This is a genomic window from Xanthomonas sp. WCS2018Noco2-27, assembly GCF_031843525.1.
In the GTDB taxonomy this organism is placed as follows: domain Bacteria; phylum Pseudomonadota; class Gammaproteobacteria; order Xanthomonadales; family Xanthomonadaceae; genus Xanthomonas.
Window position 1 is genome coordinate 943,835 of the sequence record NZ_JAVTIK010000001.1, and the last position, 19,481, is coordinate 963,315.

Here is a 19,481-nt window from a genome sequence, read left to right on the forward strand (position 1 = left end):
TGCATGACTGCCCCGTTCCCGCCACGTCGCGTTACCCGCCTTGCGTTGTGTCTGCTCGCGATGATCGCCGCTCCCGTCGTGTGCATGGCGCAAGGCGCAAGCGCGGTGGATCCTACGCGCATCAGCCCGCAGGTGACGCTGCGCCTGATCGATCTGCTGGTGGCCAAGGGCGTGATGACACGCGACCAAGCCGATGCGTTGATCCAGGAGGCGGCCATCTCGATGACGGCCGATGTCACGCCGCCGCCCACCGGCTTGCCGTACCAGACCCAGCCGGGCGCGATCGTCGTGCCGTATGTGCCCGAACCGGTGCGCGCGCAGATCAAGGACGAGCTGCGCAGCGAAGTGACTGCGCAGGCCAAGCGCGAAGGTTGGGCCACACCGGGCGCATTGCCGGAATGGACCCAGCGCCTGCGCCTGTATGGCGATCTGCGTCTGCGCGGTGAAGGCATTTTTTATCCCGACGATAACTACGGGTTCTTCCCCGACTTCACCGAGATCAATGCGGGCAACGGCTTCGATGTAGTCGGTACCGGCAACGCGCCGTTTCTCAATACCTCGCGCAATCGCAGCCGCATGCGCATCCGTGCGCGGCTCGGCGTGCAAGCGCAGATCGCCGACTGGATCACCGGCGATATCCGCCTGGTCACCGGTGCCGATCGCGGCCCGGTGTCGACCAACCAGACCCTGGGCGGCGGCGGCAACCTGGCCAAGGAGCCGATCTGGCTGGACCGTGCGGCGCTGGTTCTGCAGCCCATGCGCGATCTCGACCTGTCGTTCGGGCGCTTTGCCAATCCGTTCTGGAGCAGCGAGCTGGTGTTCGACGAAGACATCAACTTCGATGGCATCGCCGGCCGCTACGCGTTTGCGCCACAAAATGACTTCGCACCGTATGTCAGTGCAGGCGTGTTCCCGGTGTACAACACCGACCTGGATTTCGGCTCGACCAACACGCTCAAGACCCGCAGCCGCGACAAGTGGCTCTATGGCGCCGAACTGGGCGCGCAGTGGCGCATGCACGACGACATCGCACTGCGCATGGCCTTCAGCTATTTCCAGTACGACCAGTTCGAGGGCAAGCGCTCCGGTGCCTGCCTTGCACCCACCGCCAATGACAACTGCGATACGGACGGCTCGCGCCCGCAGTTTCAGCAGTTCGGCAATACGCTGGTGCCCCTTCGCAACATCGTCGCCGATCCGGCCAATCCGGCCGGCCCGCAGCTGCAGTACTACGGTTACGCCAGCAAGTTCGGCATTGCCAATCTGCACGCGCAGCTTGAATTGGCGCAATTCGATCCGGTCAAGCTGCTGATCGAAGCGGATCTGGTCAAGAACACTCGCTACAACGCAGAGCGCGTGCGCTCGCTGGGCCCGGTCAACAACCTTGGCAATGGTGGCGCCTTCGACGGCGGCGACCACGGTTATCTGCTCAATCTGCTGGTCGGCCAGCCACGCGTGACTGAGGCCGGGCAATGGAATGCGTCGATCGGTTATCGCTATCTCGAATCCGATGCGGTGCCCGATGCATTCGCCGACTCGGATTTCCACATGGGCGGCACCAATGCGCGCGGCATGATCCTGGGTGGCGCCTACGGCCTGGCCCGCAATACCTGGCTGTCGTTGCGCTGGCTCAGTGCCAATGAAATCTCCGGCCCGCCGTACGCGGTGGATGTGTTGCAGCTGGACCTGAGCGCGGAGTTTTGAGCATGCGCGCATGGCTGCTTCTGCTGGTGGGTACGGTGCTGTGGGTTGGAGCGCTGCCTGCGTGGGCGCAGGCACAGACCGAAACGCGTTTGCGCGATGCCTTGCGTCAAACCAGCGCCAGGCTGCGCCAGGTGGAAGCCGATCTGGCGCAACAGCAATTGGCCACCGCTGCGGCACAACGCGAGCGCGACGCCGCGCAGCGGCCTACCCCGGCGGCAGCGCCAGCGGAAAACGGCGTACGCCTGGCGGCGCTGCAACGTGAGCTGGAACAGCAACGGCAGGCGCTGGCCGCCGAACGCGCGCAGCGTGCACAGACCAGTGCCGCACAGCAGCAGGCGCTGACGCAACAGCAACACCAGCAGCAACAGGCATTGCTGGCCGAACGCACGCAGACGCGCGAGCGGCTAAGCCGCTGCAACGCAGAGGGCGATGCGCTCTACGCCAGTGCGCAGGAACTGGCGGTGCTGTATCGCGACCCGGCGTTCGTGCGGTTTGTGCGGGGACGCGGGCGCGAGCTGTTTGGTATGGCGCGGGTGGCGCATGAAAACCGGGTGCATGCCCTGCAATCCACGATCGATGCGCGCCACGCGCAGCTGCGCACCTGCCTGGATGGTGGTGCCCTGCAAACAGCGCCAACGACCGCTGCGCCATGACGCCTTCCCTGTGGATCAGCGTTGTGTTGATGACGGTGATCGCAGCCGCTCCGGCTGCCGCTGCATCGCAAGCAGCCGTCACGCCAGACCCCGATTCGCCGGCAGCGCCTTGTGTGGAGGTGCAGATCGGGCAGACCAGCACCGGCCGTCTGTCGTGCCTGAATCAGCTGCTGCGTGAGACGACGGCGCGTGCGACCGGCGCGCCCCTGGCAGCGGTCACACCGGCGACAGGGTCGCCGATTCACCTCGGCCAGCCCACTCCGGCTGCACTGCGTCAGCGGCTCGGGCAGGCCTACGGCAGGTCCGCGCAGCCGCAGCGTCCTGCGCCACCACGCTATCCCACTCTCTTCGCGCCAGTGCGCTGACACGCGCGCTTTCAAGGATTTGTCATGACCCGCAAACGTCGCTCCCGTCCCCTGCGCGTGTTCCTGTTGAGCGCGGCGATCTCGACGGCGCTGTTCGATCAGGCGCATGCACAATCCAGCCCGTTCGTGCGACGTGGAGCCGACCCGTCTGTGCAGGCCGCGCAGGCGGCGCAACAGCAGGGCGTGCAGGCCGCCGCAGCGGGGACGCTGGCACAGAAATCGTTGCAGGCGTTTCAACGCGCCGCGCAAGCGCGCCAGGCCCTGGACGCCACGCAGGCTGCGGCGCGTGCTGCGGCAGCTGCAGCGCAGGCAGCGGTTCCCGACGGTCTGGTACGTGGCGGTTTGCAGGTGCCGGACAACGTGCAGATCGATCCCGGCACGGTGCTGGCGAGCGACCCACGGCTGGGCCAGCGCAACGTTTGGCTGGGCGCCAGGGCACCGACGCAACAGGTCAGCGATGGCACCACCCAGGTGACCGTGACCCAGACCCAGAAGAAGGCCATCCTCAATTGGGAAACCTTCAATGTCGGCAGCCGCACGCAGTTGCGCTTCGACCAGTCGGCCGGTGGCAGCGAAGCCGCGCAGTGGATCGTCCTGAATCGGGTCAACGATCCGGGCGCAGCGCCGAGCAGCATCCTTGGCAGCATCCAGGCGCAGGGTCAGGTGTATCTGCTCAACCGCAACGGCGTGCTGTTCGGTGCGGGCAGCCAGGTCAATGCCCATTCGTTGCTGGTGTCGTCGCTGGATCTGTTCGACCCCAACCGTGCCCTCAGCGACCAGACGTTCATCAATCGCGGCCTGTTTGGTCCCACCGGCCAGACCGGAGTCGTGTTGACCGGTAGCGAGGCCGCCGCCGACCGCATGCCGGGCGATATCCGCATCGAAGCCGGTGCCCGTCTGGCCACTGGCAGCCAGGGCTACACCGTGATCGCCGCGCCCAATGTCAGCAATGCCGGCAGCGTCACCGTGCAGGACGGCCAGGCGTTGCTGGCTGCGGTGCTGGGCCTGCGGCAATCGCAGGAGTTGCAACAACTGCTCGGCAGCAGCGGGACGAGCGCGCCGCTGGGCTTTGGCAATTTTCTGTCGCCGATCGGCAACGACCTTTCGGGCATTGGTCAGTTGGACAACAGCGGCATCGTGTCGGCGACGCGCGGGAATGCCACTCTGGTCGGTTACTCGTTGCAGCAACGCGGCCTGGTGCAGGCCACCACCAGCATCAGCCGCCCCGGCAGCGTGATGCTGCTGGCGCTCAGTCAGGACAATCAACTCGGCGACAGCCTGGCCGGTTACAAGGGCGGTTCGCTGGTGCTGGCACCCGGTTCGGTCACCGCGACACTGCCCGAGCACGACGGTGAAACCACCACCTCCAGCGCTGCTTCGGACCTGGCGTTTGTCGGCCCGCGCATGGTGCTGGCCGGCGCGCAGATGCATCTGCAGCCGCAATCGCTGACGTTCGCGCCTGGTGGCACCGTGGACATTGTCAGCCTGGCCGCCGAGAGCAGCAATGCGCAACTGCGTGGCCGCACTGCCCTCACCAACCGCCTGCTGATCGACAGCGGTGCGCGGGTCGATGTCTCCGGTATCGCCAACGTGCAGCAGGCCATGCAGGACAATCTGGTGCGCATCCCGCGCGTGGGCTTGAACGAATTGGCCGATGCGCCGTTGCAACGCGACGGCGTGCTGTTCCGCCAGTCGCTGCAGTTCGATCGACGTGCAACTGGCGTTCGCAGCGATGGCCAGGCGTGGGTCGGTAGCCCGCTGCTCAATGCACAAGGGTATGTGGACCAGGTGCCGCGCAGCATCGATGAACTCCTGCTCGATGGCGGCACCGTCAACATCGTGGCACGCGATCTGGTGATCGCCCCGCGTGCGCAGGTGCAGCTGGATGGCGGTTATCTGCGTACCGAAGGCGGCATGGTGGAAACAGCGCGCCTGCTGGGTGCCGATGGACGCCTGTACGATCTGGCCAGCGCCGATCCCACACGGCAGTATCTGGGCGTCGCCGGATCGCAAACGGTCGAACACACCCGCTGGGGCGTGAGCGAACAGTTCGGCAATCCGCTGCTGGGGACGCGCCGTTTTTACGAAAGCGAGTATCTGCAGGGCGGCAATGGCGGTGCGTTGAATATCGCGCTCGGGCGGCCACTGGGCACCTCCGGCGTGGCGGTGCTGGCCGGCGAGATCTCGGCGCACGCGGTGTCTGGGCGGTATCAACGCGCCAGCGGTGCAATGCCGCAGGGCGGCACGCTCGGTATCAACAGCGATGCGGCCTTGTACAACACCACGCTTGGGCAGTCTGGCGTTGCGCCGCGCGATCCACGCAGCTGGCAGATCGTCGACGCCGCCGTGCAGATGCCGCAGGGTCTGCAGATCGGCACGCAAACCTCGACGTTGCCCGGCAGCCAGGGCAATGCCCAGCAACGCGACAACCCGCTGTTCTGGTCACAGCTGTCCAGCAGCATGCTCAAGGACAGCGGCCTGCACGGCGTGGCGATCGGCAATGCGCCGGTGATTGCAGTGGATGCGGATGCGCAGTTTCAGGTAAGCGATGGCGGACGCATTGCGTTGCAGGCGCAGCGTGTCGAGGTGGATGGTGCGCTGATTGCGCGGGCCGGCACCATTGCGCTGCAAAGCAGTGGCGGGCTGGTCAAGCCGCAGGACTGGCGGCCGGATGCAGTGGACGCGCAGGAGCGCGGCGACCTGCTGCTGGGCGCTGGCGCGCGCCTGGACGTGAGCGGACGTTGGGTCAACGACGATCGCCGGCTCACGCTGGAACCACAGGGCCGCGCATTTATCGATGCCGGCAGCATCACGCTAGACGCGCTGCAGCAGGCCATCGGCGATGCGGGTTCGGCGACCGGACGCGACGTCAGTGCCTCGCTGCTGATCGCACCCGGCGCAGTGCTGGATGCATCCGGTGGCGGCTATGTCGCACCGGATGGCAGCCTGCCGCTCAGCGATGGCCGCCCGCTTGGACACGGCGGCGACATCGCGTTGCGAACCTATCAACGCCCGGCCGGCGAGAACGCAGGTTCGCCCACCTACACCGCAGACCTGCAGCGCGCCGACAATGCCGGCCGGCTGCAGTTCGATCCGGCCAGCCTGCGCGCAGACAGTTTTGCCGGTGGCGGCACCCTGAGCCTGCGTGCGTTCGGTGTGCAGATCGGTGGCCAGGCGCCGTCCGATCCGCGAGTGCTGCACCTGGATGCGGGATTCTTCGAGCAAGGCAGCTTTGGTCGCTACGATCTGGCCGCCGAGCACGATGCCAGCATCGCCGCCGGCAGCCAGGTGCGGGTGAGCCAGCGCAGCCTGCTTGCTAACTTGCAGACACTGCCCACGGCGCCCAGCGACAGCGCGGTGTTCGCCGGTGCCGCGCAGGCCGGCGGCAATGGCTACGTCTCGCTGGGCCAGCTGGATCCGTTCTATCGTCCCAGCACCGATTTCGCGTTGCGTGGTGGCGATTATCTGGGCCGGGTCGCCGGCAATCCGACGCTGGACGACGGCACCGGGCAGGTGCGGATGGAGCGCGACGCACAGCTGCTGCTGGACCCGGGTGCGACGGTTCGGCTGGGTGGGCGCGGCCAGGTCACGGTGCTCGGCGGCATCCAGACCCAGGGCGGCCACATCCTGCTTTCCGGCGACACCTCGGCCAGTTCGGGCCTGTCCGCACCGCCGGATATCGACGAAGGCCAGGCCTATGCACTGCCGGGCAAATCGGTCTGGCTTGGCGAAAGCAGCCGTCTGGATGTGTCCGGCGTCGCGGTGCTCGACCCGCAGGCGGCATGGCGGCCTGGCGCGCGCGGGCTGGTGCAGCCACGCAGCGGCCGCGTGCTCGATGGTGGCAGCATCACGCTCAGCAACGACAGCGGCGCGGTTGTCGTCGCTGCTGGCGCCCAACTGGATCTGCGCGGCGCCGCCGCCACGCTGGATCTACCCAGCGGCAGCGCGCTGATTGGCGCAGGCGACCCGCTGCAGGCGCAGACGGTGGGCAGTGCGGGCGGCCAGTTGGCATTGGCCGCCGCCACCGGCCTGTTCTTCGACGGACGCATCCAGGCTGCCGGCGGCACGTCGCAACAACGCGACGGCAGCTTGTCGCTGCTGCCGCTGCAACTGCAATCCGGTAACGGGCTGCTGCTGCCCGGACCCAACGGGGTGATCTTCACCCAGCACGACAGCCGCCTGCCGCAAGGCGCACAACCCGGTGCGCCGCTGCCATTGGCAACCGCCACGCCGGGCCCGCTGTATTTCGCCGCCGACCGTCTTACCGGCGCCGGCATCGATACCTTGCAGGTTGGCGACCTGGCGCCTACCGAAGCGCGGCCGCTGGTGCCGGTCGGGTTTGCCGGCGATGTGTCGTTGCAGTTGTCGCGGGCGCTGCTGTTCAACGCGCCGTCCTATGCGCTGTTGCGCAGCAATGCAACCGACTTCTCGTCACTGGCCGACAGCAGCCGGGTCGATCTTGGCGCTGCCTACGTGGGCCTGTCTGGCTACCGCCTGCAGCGCGCCGGCGAGATCACGCTGGCGCAGCCGCGAGCCGGCAGCGATACCACCCTGGCGGTGCAGGCGCAGCAGATCGATGTGGGCGGCCAGTTCACGCTCGACGGAATTGGCAATACGCTGCTGTCCAGCAGCGGCGCGCTGCGCTTCCATACCCCGGTGGCCTACGCCTATGCGCAGAACGCCACCGGCGGTGCCACCCCGCGTGCCGGCGACCTGCTGACCTCCGGCAATCTGACCCTGCGCGCCGCGCAGGTGTATCCGGGTAGCGGCGAAACCTTCCTGGTGCGTGCCCTGGGCGCGGTGGATGCCAGCGGCACCCGCGCCGACACCCAGATCCATCTGCAAGCAGTCGGTGATGTGCCGGTGCTGCCATTGTCGGCCGGCGGTACGCTGGCCATGGACGCCACCACCATCGTGCAGGAGGGCCGCCTGCGCGCACCCAACGGCCGGCTGATACTCGGCGTCCAGGCCGCCGAAGACGGCGCGGCCGATGCCGTCTTCGGCACCCGCGCCACCACGCCCACGCGCGAGGTTCGCCTGGAGCCCGGCAGCCTGACCTCGGTGTCGTTGGAAGGCGCAGTGTTGCCGTATGGCACCACCGTGGATGGCAGCCAGTGGCGCTACGACGGCACCGTGCAAGGCACCTCGGCTGCGCTGACCGCCCCGCCACAGAAACAGATCCGTCTTGCGGGCGACGCGGTGGCCTTGGCCCCCGGCGCGCGCGTGGACCTGTCTGGCGGCGGCGATCTGTTGGCCAGCGAGTGGGTATCGGGCACCGGCGGCAGTCGCGATCTGCTGGCCTCCAGCAACACCAGCTATGCCAGCGGCGCGGCCACGCAGGTGCCGCTGTACCCCGATGGACGCCGCGTGTATGCCATCGTGCCCGGCCCGCAATCGCTGTTGGCCGCCAGCGATGCGCCGTTCGAACGCCTGGAGGGCGCACCCGCACCCGGCAGTGCGGTGTACCTGGACGGTGTGCCTGGCCTGGCCAGCGGCACCTACACCCTGCTGCCGGCCCGGTACGCCACCCTGCCCGGCGCCTTCCGGGTGGTGATGCGGCCCGACAGCAGCGATGCCACGGCGGCGCAGAACCTGCTGGCACCCGACGGCACCGCTGTGGTGGCCGGTCATTTGGTCGACACCTTGAGCGGCACGCGCAATGCGCGCGCGCACTTGTTCGAGGTGCAGTCGGCAGCGACCTGGGGCCGCTATTCGGAGTACACCAGCACCCGTGCCAGCGCCTTCTTCGACGCGCAGGCCAGCCTCAGCCAGCAAGCGGCAGCCCAATTGCCACGCGATGGTGGGCAGCTGATTCTGGCAGCCACGCAGCGGCTCGGCTTGGGCGCCACGCTCTCCACCGCGGCCGCCAACGGCGGCAGCGCCGCGCAGGTGGACATTGCCGCACGTGCGCTGCAGGTGCTTGGTAGCGGGCAGGTTGCCAGCGATGGCTACGTCGGGATCGACGCCGGTGCGCTCAATGCGCTGAACGCCGGCAGCCTGTTGCTGGGCGGCGTGCGCGAGCAGACCACGGCGGGCACGCGCGTGCATGTGACATCGCAACGTGTGCGGGTCAGCAACACTGCCGATACCGCGTTGCGCGCACCGGAGCTGTTGCTGGCCGCTGGCGGCGACAGCAGTGGCAGCGGCGTCTACATCGATGCCGGTAGCGTGCTGCAGGCGCAGGCCGGCAGTGACGCGCGGGTCGCCACACCGCTGTTGCTGGGCGAGGCGTCTGGAGAGAGCGGCGACGGTGCGCTGCTGCGCCTGTCCGGCGTGGGTCCCGTTGCGCTGCAGCGCGCCAATGTGCCCGATGCCGCGCAGTCGAAGGCGTTGCTGCAGATCGGCGATGGAGCACGCCTGGAGGGTGGTGCGGCGCTCACGCTGGATTCCACCGGCGCCAGCGCCATTGCCGCTGGCGCCGTGCTGCGCGGCGAGCAGATCGATGCAAGCGCCGGCCGGGTGCGCCTGGATACACAAGCGGTCAGCAGCGATGCCGATGGGCTGGTGTTCGGTCTGGCCAGCCTGGCCCAGTTCGGGCAGGCCAGGCAGATCAGCCTGCACAGCTATGGCGACATGGCGTTTGCCGGTGGCCTGGACCTGCGCGTGGACAACGCACTCACCCTCAGCGCCGGTCGCTTCATCGGCGATGGTCGCTCGGTCAGCCTGCAGGCCGATCGGCTGACCCTGTCCAACCTGGGCGCTGCAGCCGATCCTGCCGGCGTGGTCGCAGGCAGCGGTCTGCTGCGACTGCAAGGGCGCGAGGTGGCGTTTGCAGGCGGCGACAAGCAACTGGCCGGTTTTGCGGCGGTCGCGATCGAGGCTACCCAGAAGTTGGTGGTGCGCGACCGTGGCGAATTCGATTTCGGCGCCGTGGATGTCGACCTGCGCGCGCCGTTGCTGCTGGCCGACGCCGGTGCCGACCATGCATTGATCACCACCGGCGCACTACGGCTCGCGCGCAGTGAAGGCAGCAGCGACACCGCTCGCCCGTTGGGCGGCCGGATCACCTTGCAAGGCGGCAGTGTTGACAGCACCGCGCTGATCCGCGCCAACTCGGGGGCGATCCAGCTGCGCAGCAGCCAGGGCGCAGTGCACCTGCACGATGGCGCTTCCCTGGACGCGGCCGGCGTTGTGGACACGTTCTTCGACCGCGTACAGGCCACGCCCGGCGGCAGCATCACGCTCGCTGCCACGCATGGCGATGTGTCTGCCGATGCTTCCACCCGGCTCGACGTGAGCGCCCCAGCACAGGCCGACGCCGGCACGCTGACGCTGATAGCGGCGCAAGGCAGCGTCACCCTGCCCGGCCGCATCGACGGCACCGCCGCACAGGGACGCGGCGGGCGTTTCGTGCTGGATTCGGGCAGCCCGGTCGCGCTGGATCCGTTGGCCGCGCAACTGGCCGCAGGCGGCTTCGATGGCGCAATCGACGTACATGCGCGCAGCGGCAACCTGTGGCTGTCGGCCGATCGCAGCCTGCGTGCGGGCAGCGTCAGCCTCACCGCCGACGGCGGCGCGTCCGTCGCCGGCCGCGATGCGGACAATGGCAATCTGCGCATCGACGGCCGCATCGATGCCTCCGGGACGCAAGGCGGCAGCATCGCTTTGTGGGGACGCCACGGCATTGCCATCGACGGCCAGCTGTTGGCGCGTGGCAGTGCCGCCGACAAACGCGGCGGCAGCATCCAGCTCGGCAGCAGCGGCGTGGCCGATGGCTCGTTGAATCCAGCGTTCGGCTATCAGAATGTGCAGGCCGCAGCGGCGGGCACCATCGCCATCGGTGCTGCTGCCGTGCTGGATGTCTCCGGCGGCAGTGCCGGTGGCCTGTCCGGTGGCGATGTGCAGATCCGCACGCCGCTGTTGAACGATGGCGAGGTCAACGTCACCGTCGCCGATGGCGCCAGCATCCGCGGCGCGCGTAGCGTGGATCTTGAAGCGTATGCGGTGTGGAGCACCACCGACGCCAGCACCGATACGGCCAAGCATTTCGATGGCATCGTCGACCCGGCCGGCTGGTACGATGCACAAGGCAGCCTGGTAGCAGGGAGTTGGTCGGACATGACCGGCACGCCGATCGCAGTGGCGCCGAGCACTCCGGAACAGATCGCCGATTACCTGAGCCGTTATCTTTTTACCCCCGACAACGCCAATCTCGCGCATCGGCAGTTCTATGGCTATGCCGACGATACGGCGCGCACACCCGGCACCTTGATGGGCTTTGTGCAGCGCCCCGGCTTTACGTTCGAGCAGCGTCTGGCGAATGTGCCGAATCTGCACGCCCGCCCGGGCATCGAACTGCGTAACCCCGACCCTACCCTCAACGGCGGCGAAATCCGCGTGCTGAGCAACTGGAACCTTGGCGCCGGCGCCAACCGCAATCAACTGGATTTCCGCTACAACGGCAACGCACCCACGGTCAGCCTGCGCGCCGAATCGGCCGTGATCGTCAAGGCCAGCCTCAGCGACGGGTTCTATCAACTCAGCAACCCCTTTGGCGGTGGCGGGCCGCAGGCCAGCTATCCCACGGCGAACTCCGGCTATCAGGCGGTGCTCGCGTTCGGGCAGGACCAGCTGTTCGCCACCCTGGACGGCCTGGTTCCCGCGCCGCCGTCCAGCCTGGGGGGCGACCAGGAACAGGCCCTGCAGTACTACGGCCAGTACATGCAGTTACTGGCCATGCTGCAGAAATCGCAGCCGGAATGGGCAGGCACCTTCCCGCCTTACGACACGTTGCTGGGCGGTTTCATCGCCAACTACGCGCCCGAACTGGGCTACCCGGTGCAGGACTATCCCGGTCAGCCGGTGGCACCACCGGCGCCGAGCTCGCCCGCCGATTACCCGCAATACCTCAACAATTACGAGCGCTACGTGCTGGATCTGGCTGCGTTCTACAACGCGCTAGGGGAGTTCGCGTTGCCCACTTTCACCGCACCAGCGCTGCCAGTGCTGGGAGCGCTGCTTCCGGCGGCCACCCAGAACACGCCGTCCCTGCAGGCCAACGCCAACAATCCGCTGCCGATGGCGACCACCAGCCTGATCGGTGGCGACAGCAGCAGTTACCGCCTCATCGCCGGCGCAGATTTTTCCGGCATTCGTCCCGATGCGCTGCGCGCCGACAGCACTGCGGACGTGGTGCTGGATGGTCACCAGCGCTACCAGGAAGACGGCCTGAAAGATCTGCTGCTTCCCACCGTAGTGCGTACCGGAACCGGCAGCATCCAGATCGCCGCCGCACGCGATCTGCGTTTTGCCGACGTCGATGCACCGGCCAGCATCTACACCGCCGGCCGGCCCGCTGGCGATGGCGAGATCGGCACCGATGTCCGGGTTGTGCGCAATGACGGCAGCGCGGCCGATCAGATCGTCAGCGCGCAGGCCAACGCCGACGCTGCTGGCAACATCCAGCTGCAGGCCGGGCGCGACATTCTGGGCAACCGCCAAATCTACGATCGCGACGGCAGCAGAACCGGAGTGACCGGCAATTATGTCGGTCAGTATTGGTGGCCCTGGTTGCAAGTGGGTAATCCGTTGGACACCGATGGCACCACCCCACGCGCCGGACTCATCAACTATGGCGGCTTCGCTCAGGGGGTGCTGGCCAGCGGTGGCGACGTGGCGGTGCAGGCCGGTCGCGATATCCGCGAACTGTCGGTCTCCCTGCCGACCAGTTACCAGCTGGTGGCCGATGGCCGGCAGACGTACGGCGGCGGTGATCTCGATGTCCAAGCCGGGCGCGATGTGCTGGGCGGCGATTATTTCGTCGCGCGTGGACAAGGCAACCTGAGCGCCGGCGGCAGTCTGGGCAGCGCATTTGCTCTGAGCGCGCAAGGCTTCGATATCAATGGCACGTCACGTACCGTGAGCAGCGCGGTCGACCCGGTGCTGGCGGTGCAGGACGGCCAATGGGCCGTGCACGCCGGTGGCGATGTCGCGCTTGGCGCCATCGTCAATCCCGCCTATCTCACTGCCACCGGCAGCATCGGTCCGCTGTTGGGCGCTAGCGCGCGTGCGACCACCGACTACGGCCAGACCTCCTCGGTCGGGATCGATGCACTCAATGGCGATGTGCGATTGGGAACGCTCAAATTGCCAGGCGTGCTGTTCTTCAACGGGCAACGCGACCCGAGTCGCGGCACCGACAGCGCCATCCTCACCGACAGCGTATTCGACAGCGTTCTGCCCGCACAGCTGTCTGCAAGCGCGCATGGTGGCGCCATCCAGATCGAAACCAGCGGCCGGCTGTATCCGTCCGCGCAGGGGCAACTGGAGATCCTGGCCCAGGACGATATCCGCTTGTTCGACGACACCTTGAGCGGCGGCAGACGCAAATTCGAACTGGCGATGCTGGATGAAACCGGCGCCTATGCCGGCGACGACAGCGCTGCAGCGGCAACCGACAAACTCAACCTGCATCGCCAAGACACCCAGCCGGTGCTCCTGTACAGCCGCGATGGCGATCTGGTCGGCGGCTACGCGGTGGATGGCTTCATGGTCAATCCGCTGACCATCAAGCTGCCCAAACCCGCCGATCTGCGTGCCGGCGGCGATATCGTCAATCTGGATCTGCGTGCGCAAAATTACCGGCTGAGCGATATAACCCGCGTGCAAGCGGGCCGCGATATTTACTACACCCCGGTGCAGGGCGGTGCCAATCAAAGCACCAGTACCGAGGCGGTGCGCTGGGGCTGGATGGAACTTGCAGGCCAGGGCACCTTCGAGGTACAGGCCGGGCGCAATCTTGGTCCGCTCACCTCGGCCAACGAGGCGCTGAGCGCGGCATTGCTCAACGACCGTAATGCCGGCGGCATCCGTACCACCGGCAACCGCAGCAACACCGGATTGCCCAGCGAAGGCGCGGACTTGGTGGTGCGCTACGGCATTGCCAATGGCGAACAAGCCGATGCCTTCGCCGCGCAATACCTGGACCCGTCCAGCGCACATAGCAACGCCACGTATCAGCAATGGTTACTCGCGTTCAGTCGCCTGCATTCGGCTGACAGTGTCGGAACCGAGCCATCCCCCGCGTTGCAGGCCAACACCGGGCCGGCCGCGGCAGCGACCGCAACAGATGCCTGGCAGACCTTCAACCGGTTGCCGGCCAGCACCCGCAGGCTGCTGACCGAGCGCGTTTTTCTGGACGTGCTTAAACAGGTGGGCGAAGGCTACGCCAATCCTGCCAGTGCCGATTTCCAGAAGTACGCACGCGGCTATGCCGCGATCGATCTGCTGTTCCCGGCCAGCCTGGGCTACACGCGCAACAACCTGGAAGGCGGCGCCAACGGTGCCAGTGAGCGCGTGCGCACCGGCGCGTTGGACATGCGTGGTTCGACCTTGCAGACCGAACGTGGCGGCGACATCCGTGTGCTCGGCCCAGGCGGCGATCTGCAGATCGGTAGCGTGCTGGCCCCGCCGAGCGTGGTCGATGGACAGGGCAATGTGCTGATCGGCCCGGCGCAACAAGGCATTCTGGCCGTCGGCCAGGGGGAGATCGGCCTGTTTACCGATGCCAACGTGCTGCTCGCGCAGAGCCGAATCTTCACCCAGCGCGGCGGCAACCTGACCGTGTGGAGCTCCAACGGCGACATCAACGCCGGCAAGGGAAGCAAGACCAGTGCCGAGCGCGCTCGCGCCCGCTATCTGTGCGACCAGGACCAGTTCTGCATGCTGGACGCCAGTGGACAGGTGAGCGGTGCCGGCATCGCCACGCTGCAACTCAATCCCCGCGATCCGCGTGGAAATGCTGTACTGGTTGCGCCGCGCGGCACCGTCGACGCGGGTGATGCAGGTATTCGCGCCGCCGGCAATCTGGTGGTGGCCTCGCAGTTCGTTGCCAATGCAGACAATATCCAGGTCCAGGGCGATGCGGTCGGAGTTGGTAGTACGCGCAGCGTCAATACCAGTGCGCTCAGCAGTGCATCCAATGCAGCCTCTGCAGTGGCTGATGCCGCCAGCGAGGTCGCCAAGCGTCCGGCAACTGTCACCGACACGCCATCGATCATCACCGTCCAGGTGGTGGGATTCGGTGACTGCCCTGAAAACGATGCCAATTGCCGGAAAACCCCGTGATGCTGTCAGCGCTTGCGCTCGTCATCGAATGGAGATATTGCCCCGTGCGAATGCAGTAAATCTGACATTCCCGCATAAATCCGTATGCGGTCGAAATATGAATGTTGCATTTCGTCGCAATTAACCAAAGTCACAAAAGAAATTTAATTTTGTCGCGCAACCATAATGCAAGAAGCGCAGCCTGGGTTTGCGATAGTTAATCGCATTCAACTCGCACGGATAAACCCATCCGATCCGCTGTTTTCCAATGAAGGAGAAAAGCAGTGCGCACTTCCATTATATCCCCCGTCTCGCTCGCCACCGCCGTCGCGGCCGCTCTTGTTGTCCTGGCCACCCCGGCCATGGCTGCCGAAAATCTGTACGGTGGCGGCGCGACCTTCCCGGCGCAGCCTTATGTGGGCAATGCCTACCTGACGCCGAACCCCGATGCGCGTCTGTCCACCAATGCCGGCAACACCGCCGGCGGCAGCAGCACCGTTGCCGGGATCAGCGCAGGCTCGATCTTCGCCACGTTCAGCGCGGGCGCCAACAGCAACAAGGTGTCGTACTGCCAGACCGGCAGCGGCACGGGCAAGAACACGCTTGCAGGTACCGTCGCTGCCAACCAAGCGTGTAACGATTTCAGCGTCGCCCCCGCTGGCCTGAGCGCAGCCACCGCCACGCCGGATTTCATCGGCACCGATGCACCGTACAGCACCGCCGACTACCAGGCATTTCTGAGCGGCAGCAATGCCGCAGCACGCGTCGGCGTGGTGCAGATTCCGACCATCGCCGGTGCCATCGCGTTGTCGCAGAGCACCGCCACCACCGCGCTGGCGTTGACCTCCGCACAGGTCTGCCAGATATATTCCGGCCAGGTCAGTGACTGGTCGCTGGTCTCCGGCAGCGGCGCAACCGGCCCGATCAAGATCGTCTACCGTACCGATGGCAGCGGCACCAGCTTCGCCTTCACCAGCTATCTGGCGCGTACCTGCAATGGCACGGCCAATGTGCCGTCGGGCTTTGTCTTCACCCCCAACCAGACCTTCAACTCGGCACTACCGGGCGGTGTGAGCACGGTGTACGGCTCGCGCGGTATCGGCGCCAGTGGCAACAACGGTGTGGTCACCGCGGTGCGCGCAACGGCCAACACCAATGCGCTGGGGTATGCCGACATTGGCGAAGTGCTGCTGCAGTCTGCCAAGTACGCCAAGGTCAACGGATTCGATCCGGCGCTGTTTGGCCAGAACGGAACCCCGGTGTCGCTGGCAGCGGCGGCCCTGCTGAGTGGTCGCGTGCTGGACGGTGCCACCGTCAACGCAGCACCGGGTACCGGAACGCAGGCCGTCAAGAATTGCGTCCGCCTGGTCAATCCGGCCGCATCGATCACCAATGCGTATCCGATCGCGGCCATCACCTACGTTGCCGGCTATACCAGCGGCAATGGCAGCGCCGCGCACGTGCAGGCAGTGAAGGATCTGTTCGGTATCTTCTACAACACCACCACGCGTCCGGCATTACCAGCCGGCTTTGCCTACCTCGATGGCGTCGCCGCGTTCCGTACCTCGGTACAGAACACCGTGGCGACCTGCGTGCAGTAACGACTGCCGCAGATGTAATACGCAGCGATTGGCGGCGGGCAGCAATGCCCGCCGTTTTTTTATGCACGTTAACGATCTGGCTCCCCACCTGCTGATTGACTTACAGCATCACGGCAACCCATCTCACAGTTTAAGCAAGATGGTCCGGTGTATGAAACAGCGCGTACAGACGGCCGCCCTGCCCTGTTCTTGGGCAGAGTTCAGAGAGCAGGCGTGGCCGGAGTAGTAACCACCCTATCCTCGATAACGATCGCTTATCCGCTCCCCGCCAATGTCTGCTTCCCTCCCAGAGCGGACGTCAGATGGGACGCCGATTTCGTAACATTCTTTCGGCGCAGCCTCCGGGCGGTGGCCGTGCAATACACCCTGTCGTTACCCATTGCAGCGACGAGCATGAACAGTGCGCGATAATGGAGCGCAGTCGTGCATCGTCAATCGCTACGCCAAACCGGGGTAACGCGTTGGAAGCGCTGGCTGACATGGCTGGCATCATCAGCGAGCGCACGCAGTGACGTGGCCGCGTGGGACGCAGCGTGTCCCGCGTCAATCCGCAACGAATTTCAAGGAGAAAGAAAGATGCAGGAATTGAAAGCACAAACCCTTTTCAATCGCGTCACTGGTGGCAAGGCCTGCGGGTCCATGTTTGCCCTGTGTTTGGTGCTGGCGGCGTGCCAGGCCCCACAGGCGGAATCTGCCGCAAAGACGGAGCAAGCACCAGCGATTGCACCAGTCGCTACCACGACAACCGCTGCCACTGCGCAGCCACCGGCACCCCAGACGCCGTCGTCCCAGACGGAAATGCCTGCCGTCGAACAGGACGCGTCTTCGAAGACGGCAGCCGACGCACCTACCACCGACGAGGAAGGAAATCCTTATCGGCCGGATGACTCGTACAACCGGGCCAACCTGCGCCCGGAGTTCAAGAAGTGCGCGGCCGCCAGCGATGCGGTGACGTCTGCGATGCAGGCGTGCGCAGACGAAGAGTTCTTGTGGCAGCAGAAGCGCATGCGCGCTGCGCTCGCGACCATCGATGCGGGTCCGGATAGCGAATTCAAGGACAAGCTGGGCGACGAGCAGGCCGCTTATATGCGCGACACAAACCGCTACTGCCGCTTTGACCCAGCCACCCAGGGCCAGGGTCAAATGCTGGACGCGCAGTCCTGCCGCATCAATCGCTACGCCAACCGTGTCGACGCACTGGAAGCGTTGATTTCGAAGTAACCCCATCGCAAAGGAGCACAGAAAAATGCCGGGCCGGTCCTCGTTACACCTGCTGACCGCCCCGCTCTCGCGCCTGCGGCACCGTCCGCACCCGTGCAGGAACAAGCCGCACCGGTCCGTGACCTTTCGTCAGGCGAGCGCATCTAGGTGATCGAGCCGCTGACAACAACGCCAATCGGACCATCCCACATGGCACTTCGGGCGAAGACGCGTTCCGCGACATGCAGATCCACCACCCCAAGGCCAACCGCGAGGCCGTACGCACTGGAAATGCTGCGCTGGCCGACCGCTCTTCGGAAATGGTTGAAGGGGAGTTGGAAACCGTCCGCACCCGCGGCGACCGCAATGGCATTCCATTGGTTCACAAGGACCTGATCCTCACCGATCAAGAAGGCTTACGTGACGTGATGATCCCCAATCCGGTCGCCGGCTATGTGGAGGTCAATGAGAACAAGTGGAACTCCATCAGCATCTGGAGCCAACCAGCGGGTCACCCGAACCGCGAACTGCTCGGCCAGGTGCTGCACGGTGAGCGCGGCAGTTCGCCTTACAAGACCGGCGACTACGTCGAGTACGGTAACCCGCTGATCAAGCAGTCCGATGCTGGTTCGCCGGGCGCGGGGCATGCCCATATCGAGCTGGAGCCGGACCAATACCGCAAGTACCTGGGCGATATGCTCAACGATCGTCTGACCCTGGACCAGAATGCGCCCACACGGACAGCGCCCGCGCAAAAAACCATGGCCGACGGCATGCTCACCAAGACCGAGCGCAGCGACGAGGTCAAGGCGATGCAGGAAAAGTTGGCCGGCCTGGGCTACCAGGGCAAAGATGGCAAGCCGCTCGCCACCACCGGCTACTTCGGCGATGACACCTTGGCGGCGGTACAGGCATTCCAGCGCGCTAATGGACTGAAGGACGACGGCAAGGCAGGCGACAAGACGCTTACCGCCCTGGATGCAGCGGCGGCGGAGAAGCGGCAGCCCAGGGCCGAGCCGAGCATGCGCGACGCATCGAACCCAGACAACGCACGTTTCGAGCAGGCGGTCGGTAAGTTGCAAGAGATGGAAAAGCAGCGTGCGCAGGTCGGCATGCGTCCGGTGTTCACCGACGCCGAGCAAATCGAGCGCGCGGCGGGGCAGCTTGTGGTGGCAAGCAAGGCCGCCGGCATGGACCGAATCGACTCGGCAGTTGCGCGTCTGGACGGCTCAGGCGTGTTCGCGGTGCAGGGTGAGATGACCGACCCGGCCGCACGCCGCGCGCTCGTCGAACACAGCCAGGCCATCTCGCAGACCGTGGAGGCCAGCACCCGCCAAGCGCAACAAACCAATCCGCAGACGCAGGATCAGCAGCACCAGCAGCGCGAACAGGAACAGAATCGCGCGCGCGGAATGTAAAAACCGCACGGGCTGCCAGTGGCGACGTATGCGCTACCGGCAGCCCGCAGTTCGTTGATCGGCGTCGCTGGCTTCAGGCGCGGACCAGGCGGCCGACGAGTCCGTTGATGCCTTGCAATCACTTGGCCTAAGAGAGCCGGCAAATCCGCAATCGTGCCCATCGGTTCGGCGGCCTCAATGGCTGCTACTCCCTACTGGTTGACCGCCGCCTGTGAAGACTGGCGGATTCTAGGCTCGGCAGAGCTCTCCCGCCGATGCAGTTTTCCCGGCATATTGACGGAAATGTTGATTCTCAGGCTGTCGCCCTGATAGATGTCCGTGGTGCCGAAGAACTCGTCATGCTGGTCTTTACAGGCGGCAATTTTGCGATGGTCGGCGCCTTACCCGCGCTGCAGAGTTACTACACGGCCGACAACACCTCCTGCACTGGTGCGAGTGATCCCGGTGAGGCGCTGAGTCGTTGAGCACCCTCACCGCCCGCCAATGGTCTGCTGT

8 protein-coding genes are annotated in these 19,481 nt (G+C 65.9%); all 8 read left to right on the forward strand.

From position 1 onward, the window contains the following. Positions 1–3 precede the first annotated feature (3 nt). The 8 genes from RQH86_RS04235 (at position 4) to RQH86_RS04270 (ending at position 19,450) form a co-directional block, all read left to right on the forward strand. Positions 4–1,704 (forward strand): putative porin, encoded by a 1,701-nt coding sequence (locus RQH86_RS04235; protein WP_311238294.1) that lies wholly within the window; start codon positions 4–6, stop codon positions 1,702–1,704. Positions 1,705–1,706: 2 nt separating this feature from the next. After that, positions 1,707–2,357: a hypothetical protein gene (locus tag RQH86_RS04240; protein WP_311238295.1), complete on the forward strand. Its 651-nt coding sequence runs from the start codon at positions 1,707–1,709 to the stop codon at positions 2,355–2,357. Further along, entirely contained in the window at positions 2,354–2,722 is a 369-nt protein-coding gene (locus tag RQH86_RS04245) for a hypothetical protein (protein WP_311238296.1), read from the forward strand. Before RQH86_RS04240 ends, RQH86_RS04245 begins: the two co-directional genes overlap by 4 nt. A 24-nt stretch (positions 2,723–2,746) precedes the next feature. Beyond that, on the forward strand, positions 2,747–14,788 hold the full coding sequence (locus RQH86_RS04250; protein WP_311260560.1) for a filamentous haemagglutinin family protein: 12,042 nt from the start codon (positions 2,747–2,749) through the stop codon (positions 14,786–14,788). A gap of 263 nt (positions 14,789–15,051) precedes the next feature. Then, a complete protein-coding gene (locus RQH86_RS04255; RefSeq protein ID WP_311239950.1) occupies positions 15,052–16,368 on the forward strand; it encodes a substrate-binding domain-containing protein in 1,317 nt (438 codons plus the stop codon). Between the two features lie 423 nt (positions 16,369–16,791). After that, positions 16,792–17,589 carry a lysozyme inhibitor LprI family protein gene (locus RQH86_RS04260; protein WP_311239951.1) on the forward strand — a complete coding sequence of 266 codons (798 nt, stop codon included), beginning with the start codon at positions 16,792–16,794 and terminating at the stop codon, positions 17,587–17,589. Between the two features lie 221 nt (positions 17,590–17,810). After that, on the forward strand, positions 17,811–18,986 hold the full coding sequence (locus tag RQH86_RS04265; protein ID WP_311239952.1) for a peptidoglycan-binding domain-containing protein: 1,176 nt from the start codon (positions 17,811–17,813) through the stop codon (positions 18,984–18,986). A 254-nt stretch (positions 18,987–19,240) separates the two neighbouring features. Next, entirely contained in the window at positions 19,241–19,450 is a 210-nt protein-coding gene (locus RQH86_RS04270; protein ID WP_311239953.1) for a hypothetical protein, read from the forward strand. Positions 19,451–19,481 lie beyond the last annotated feature (31 nt).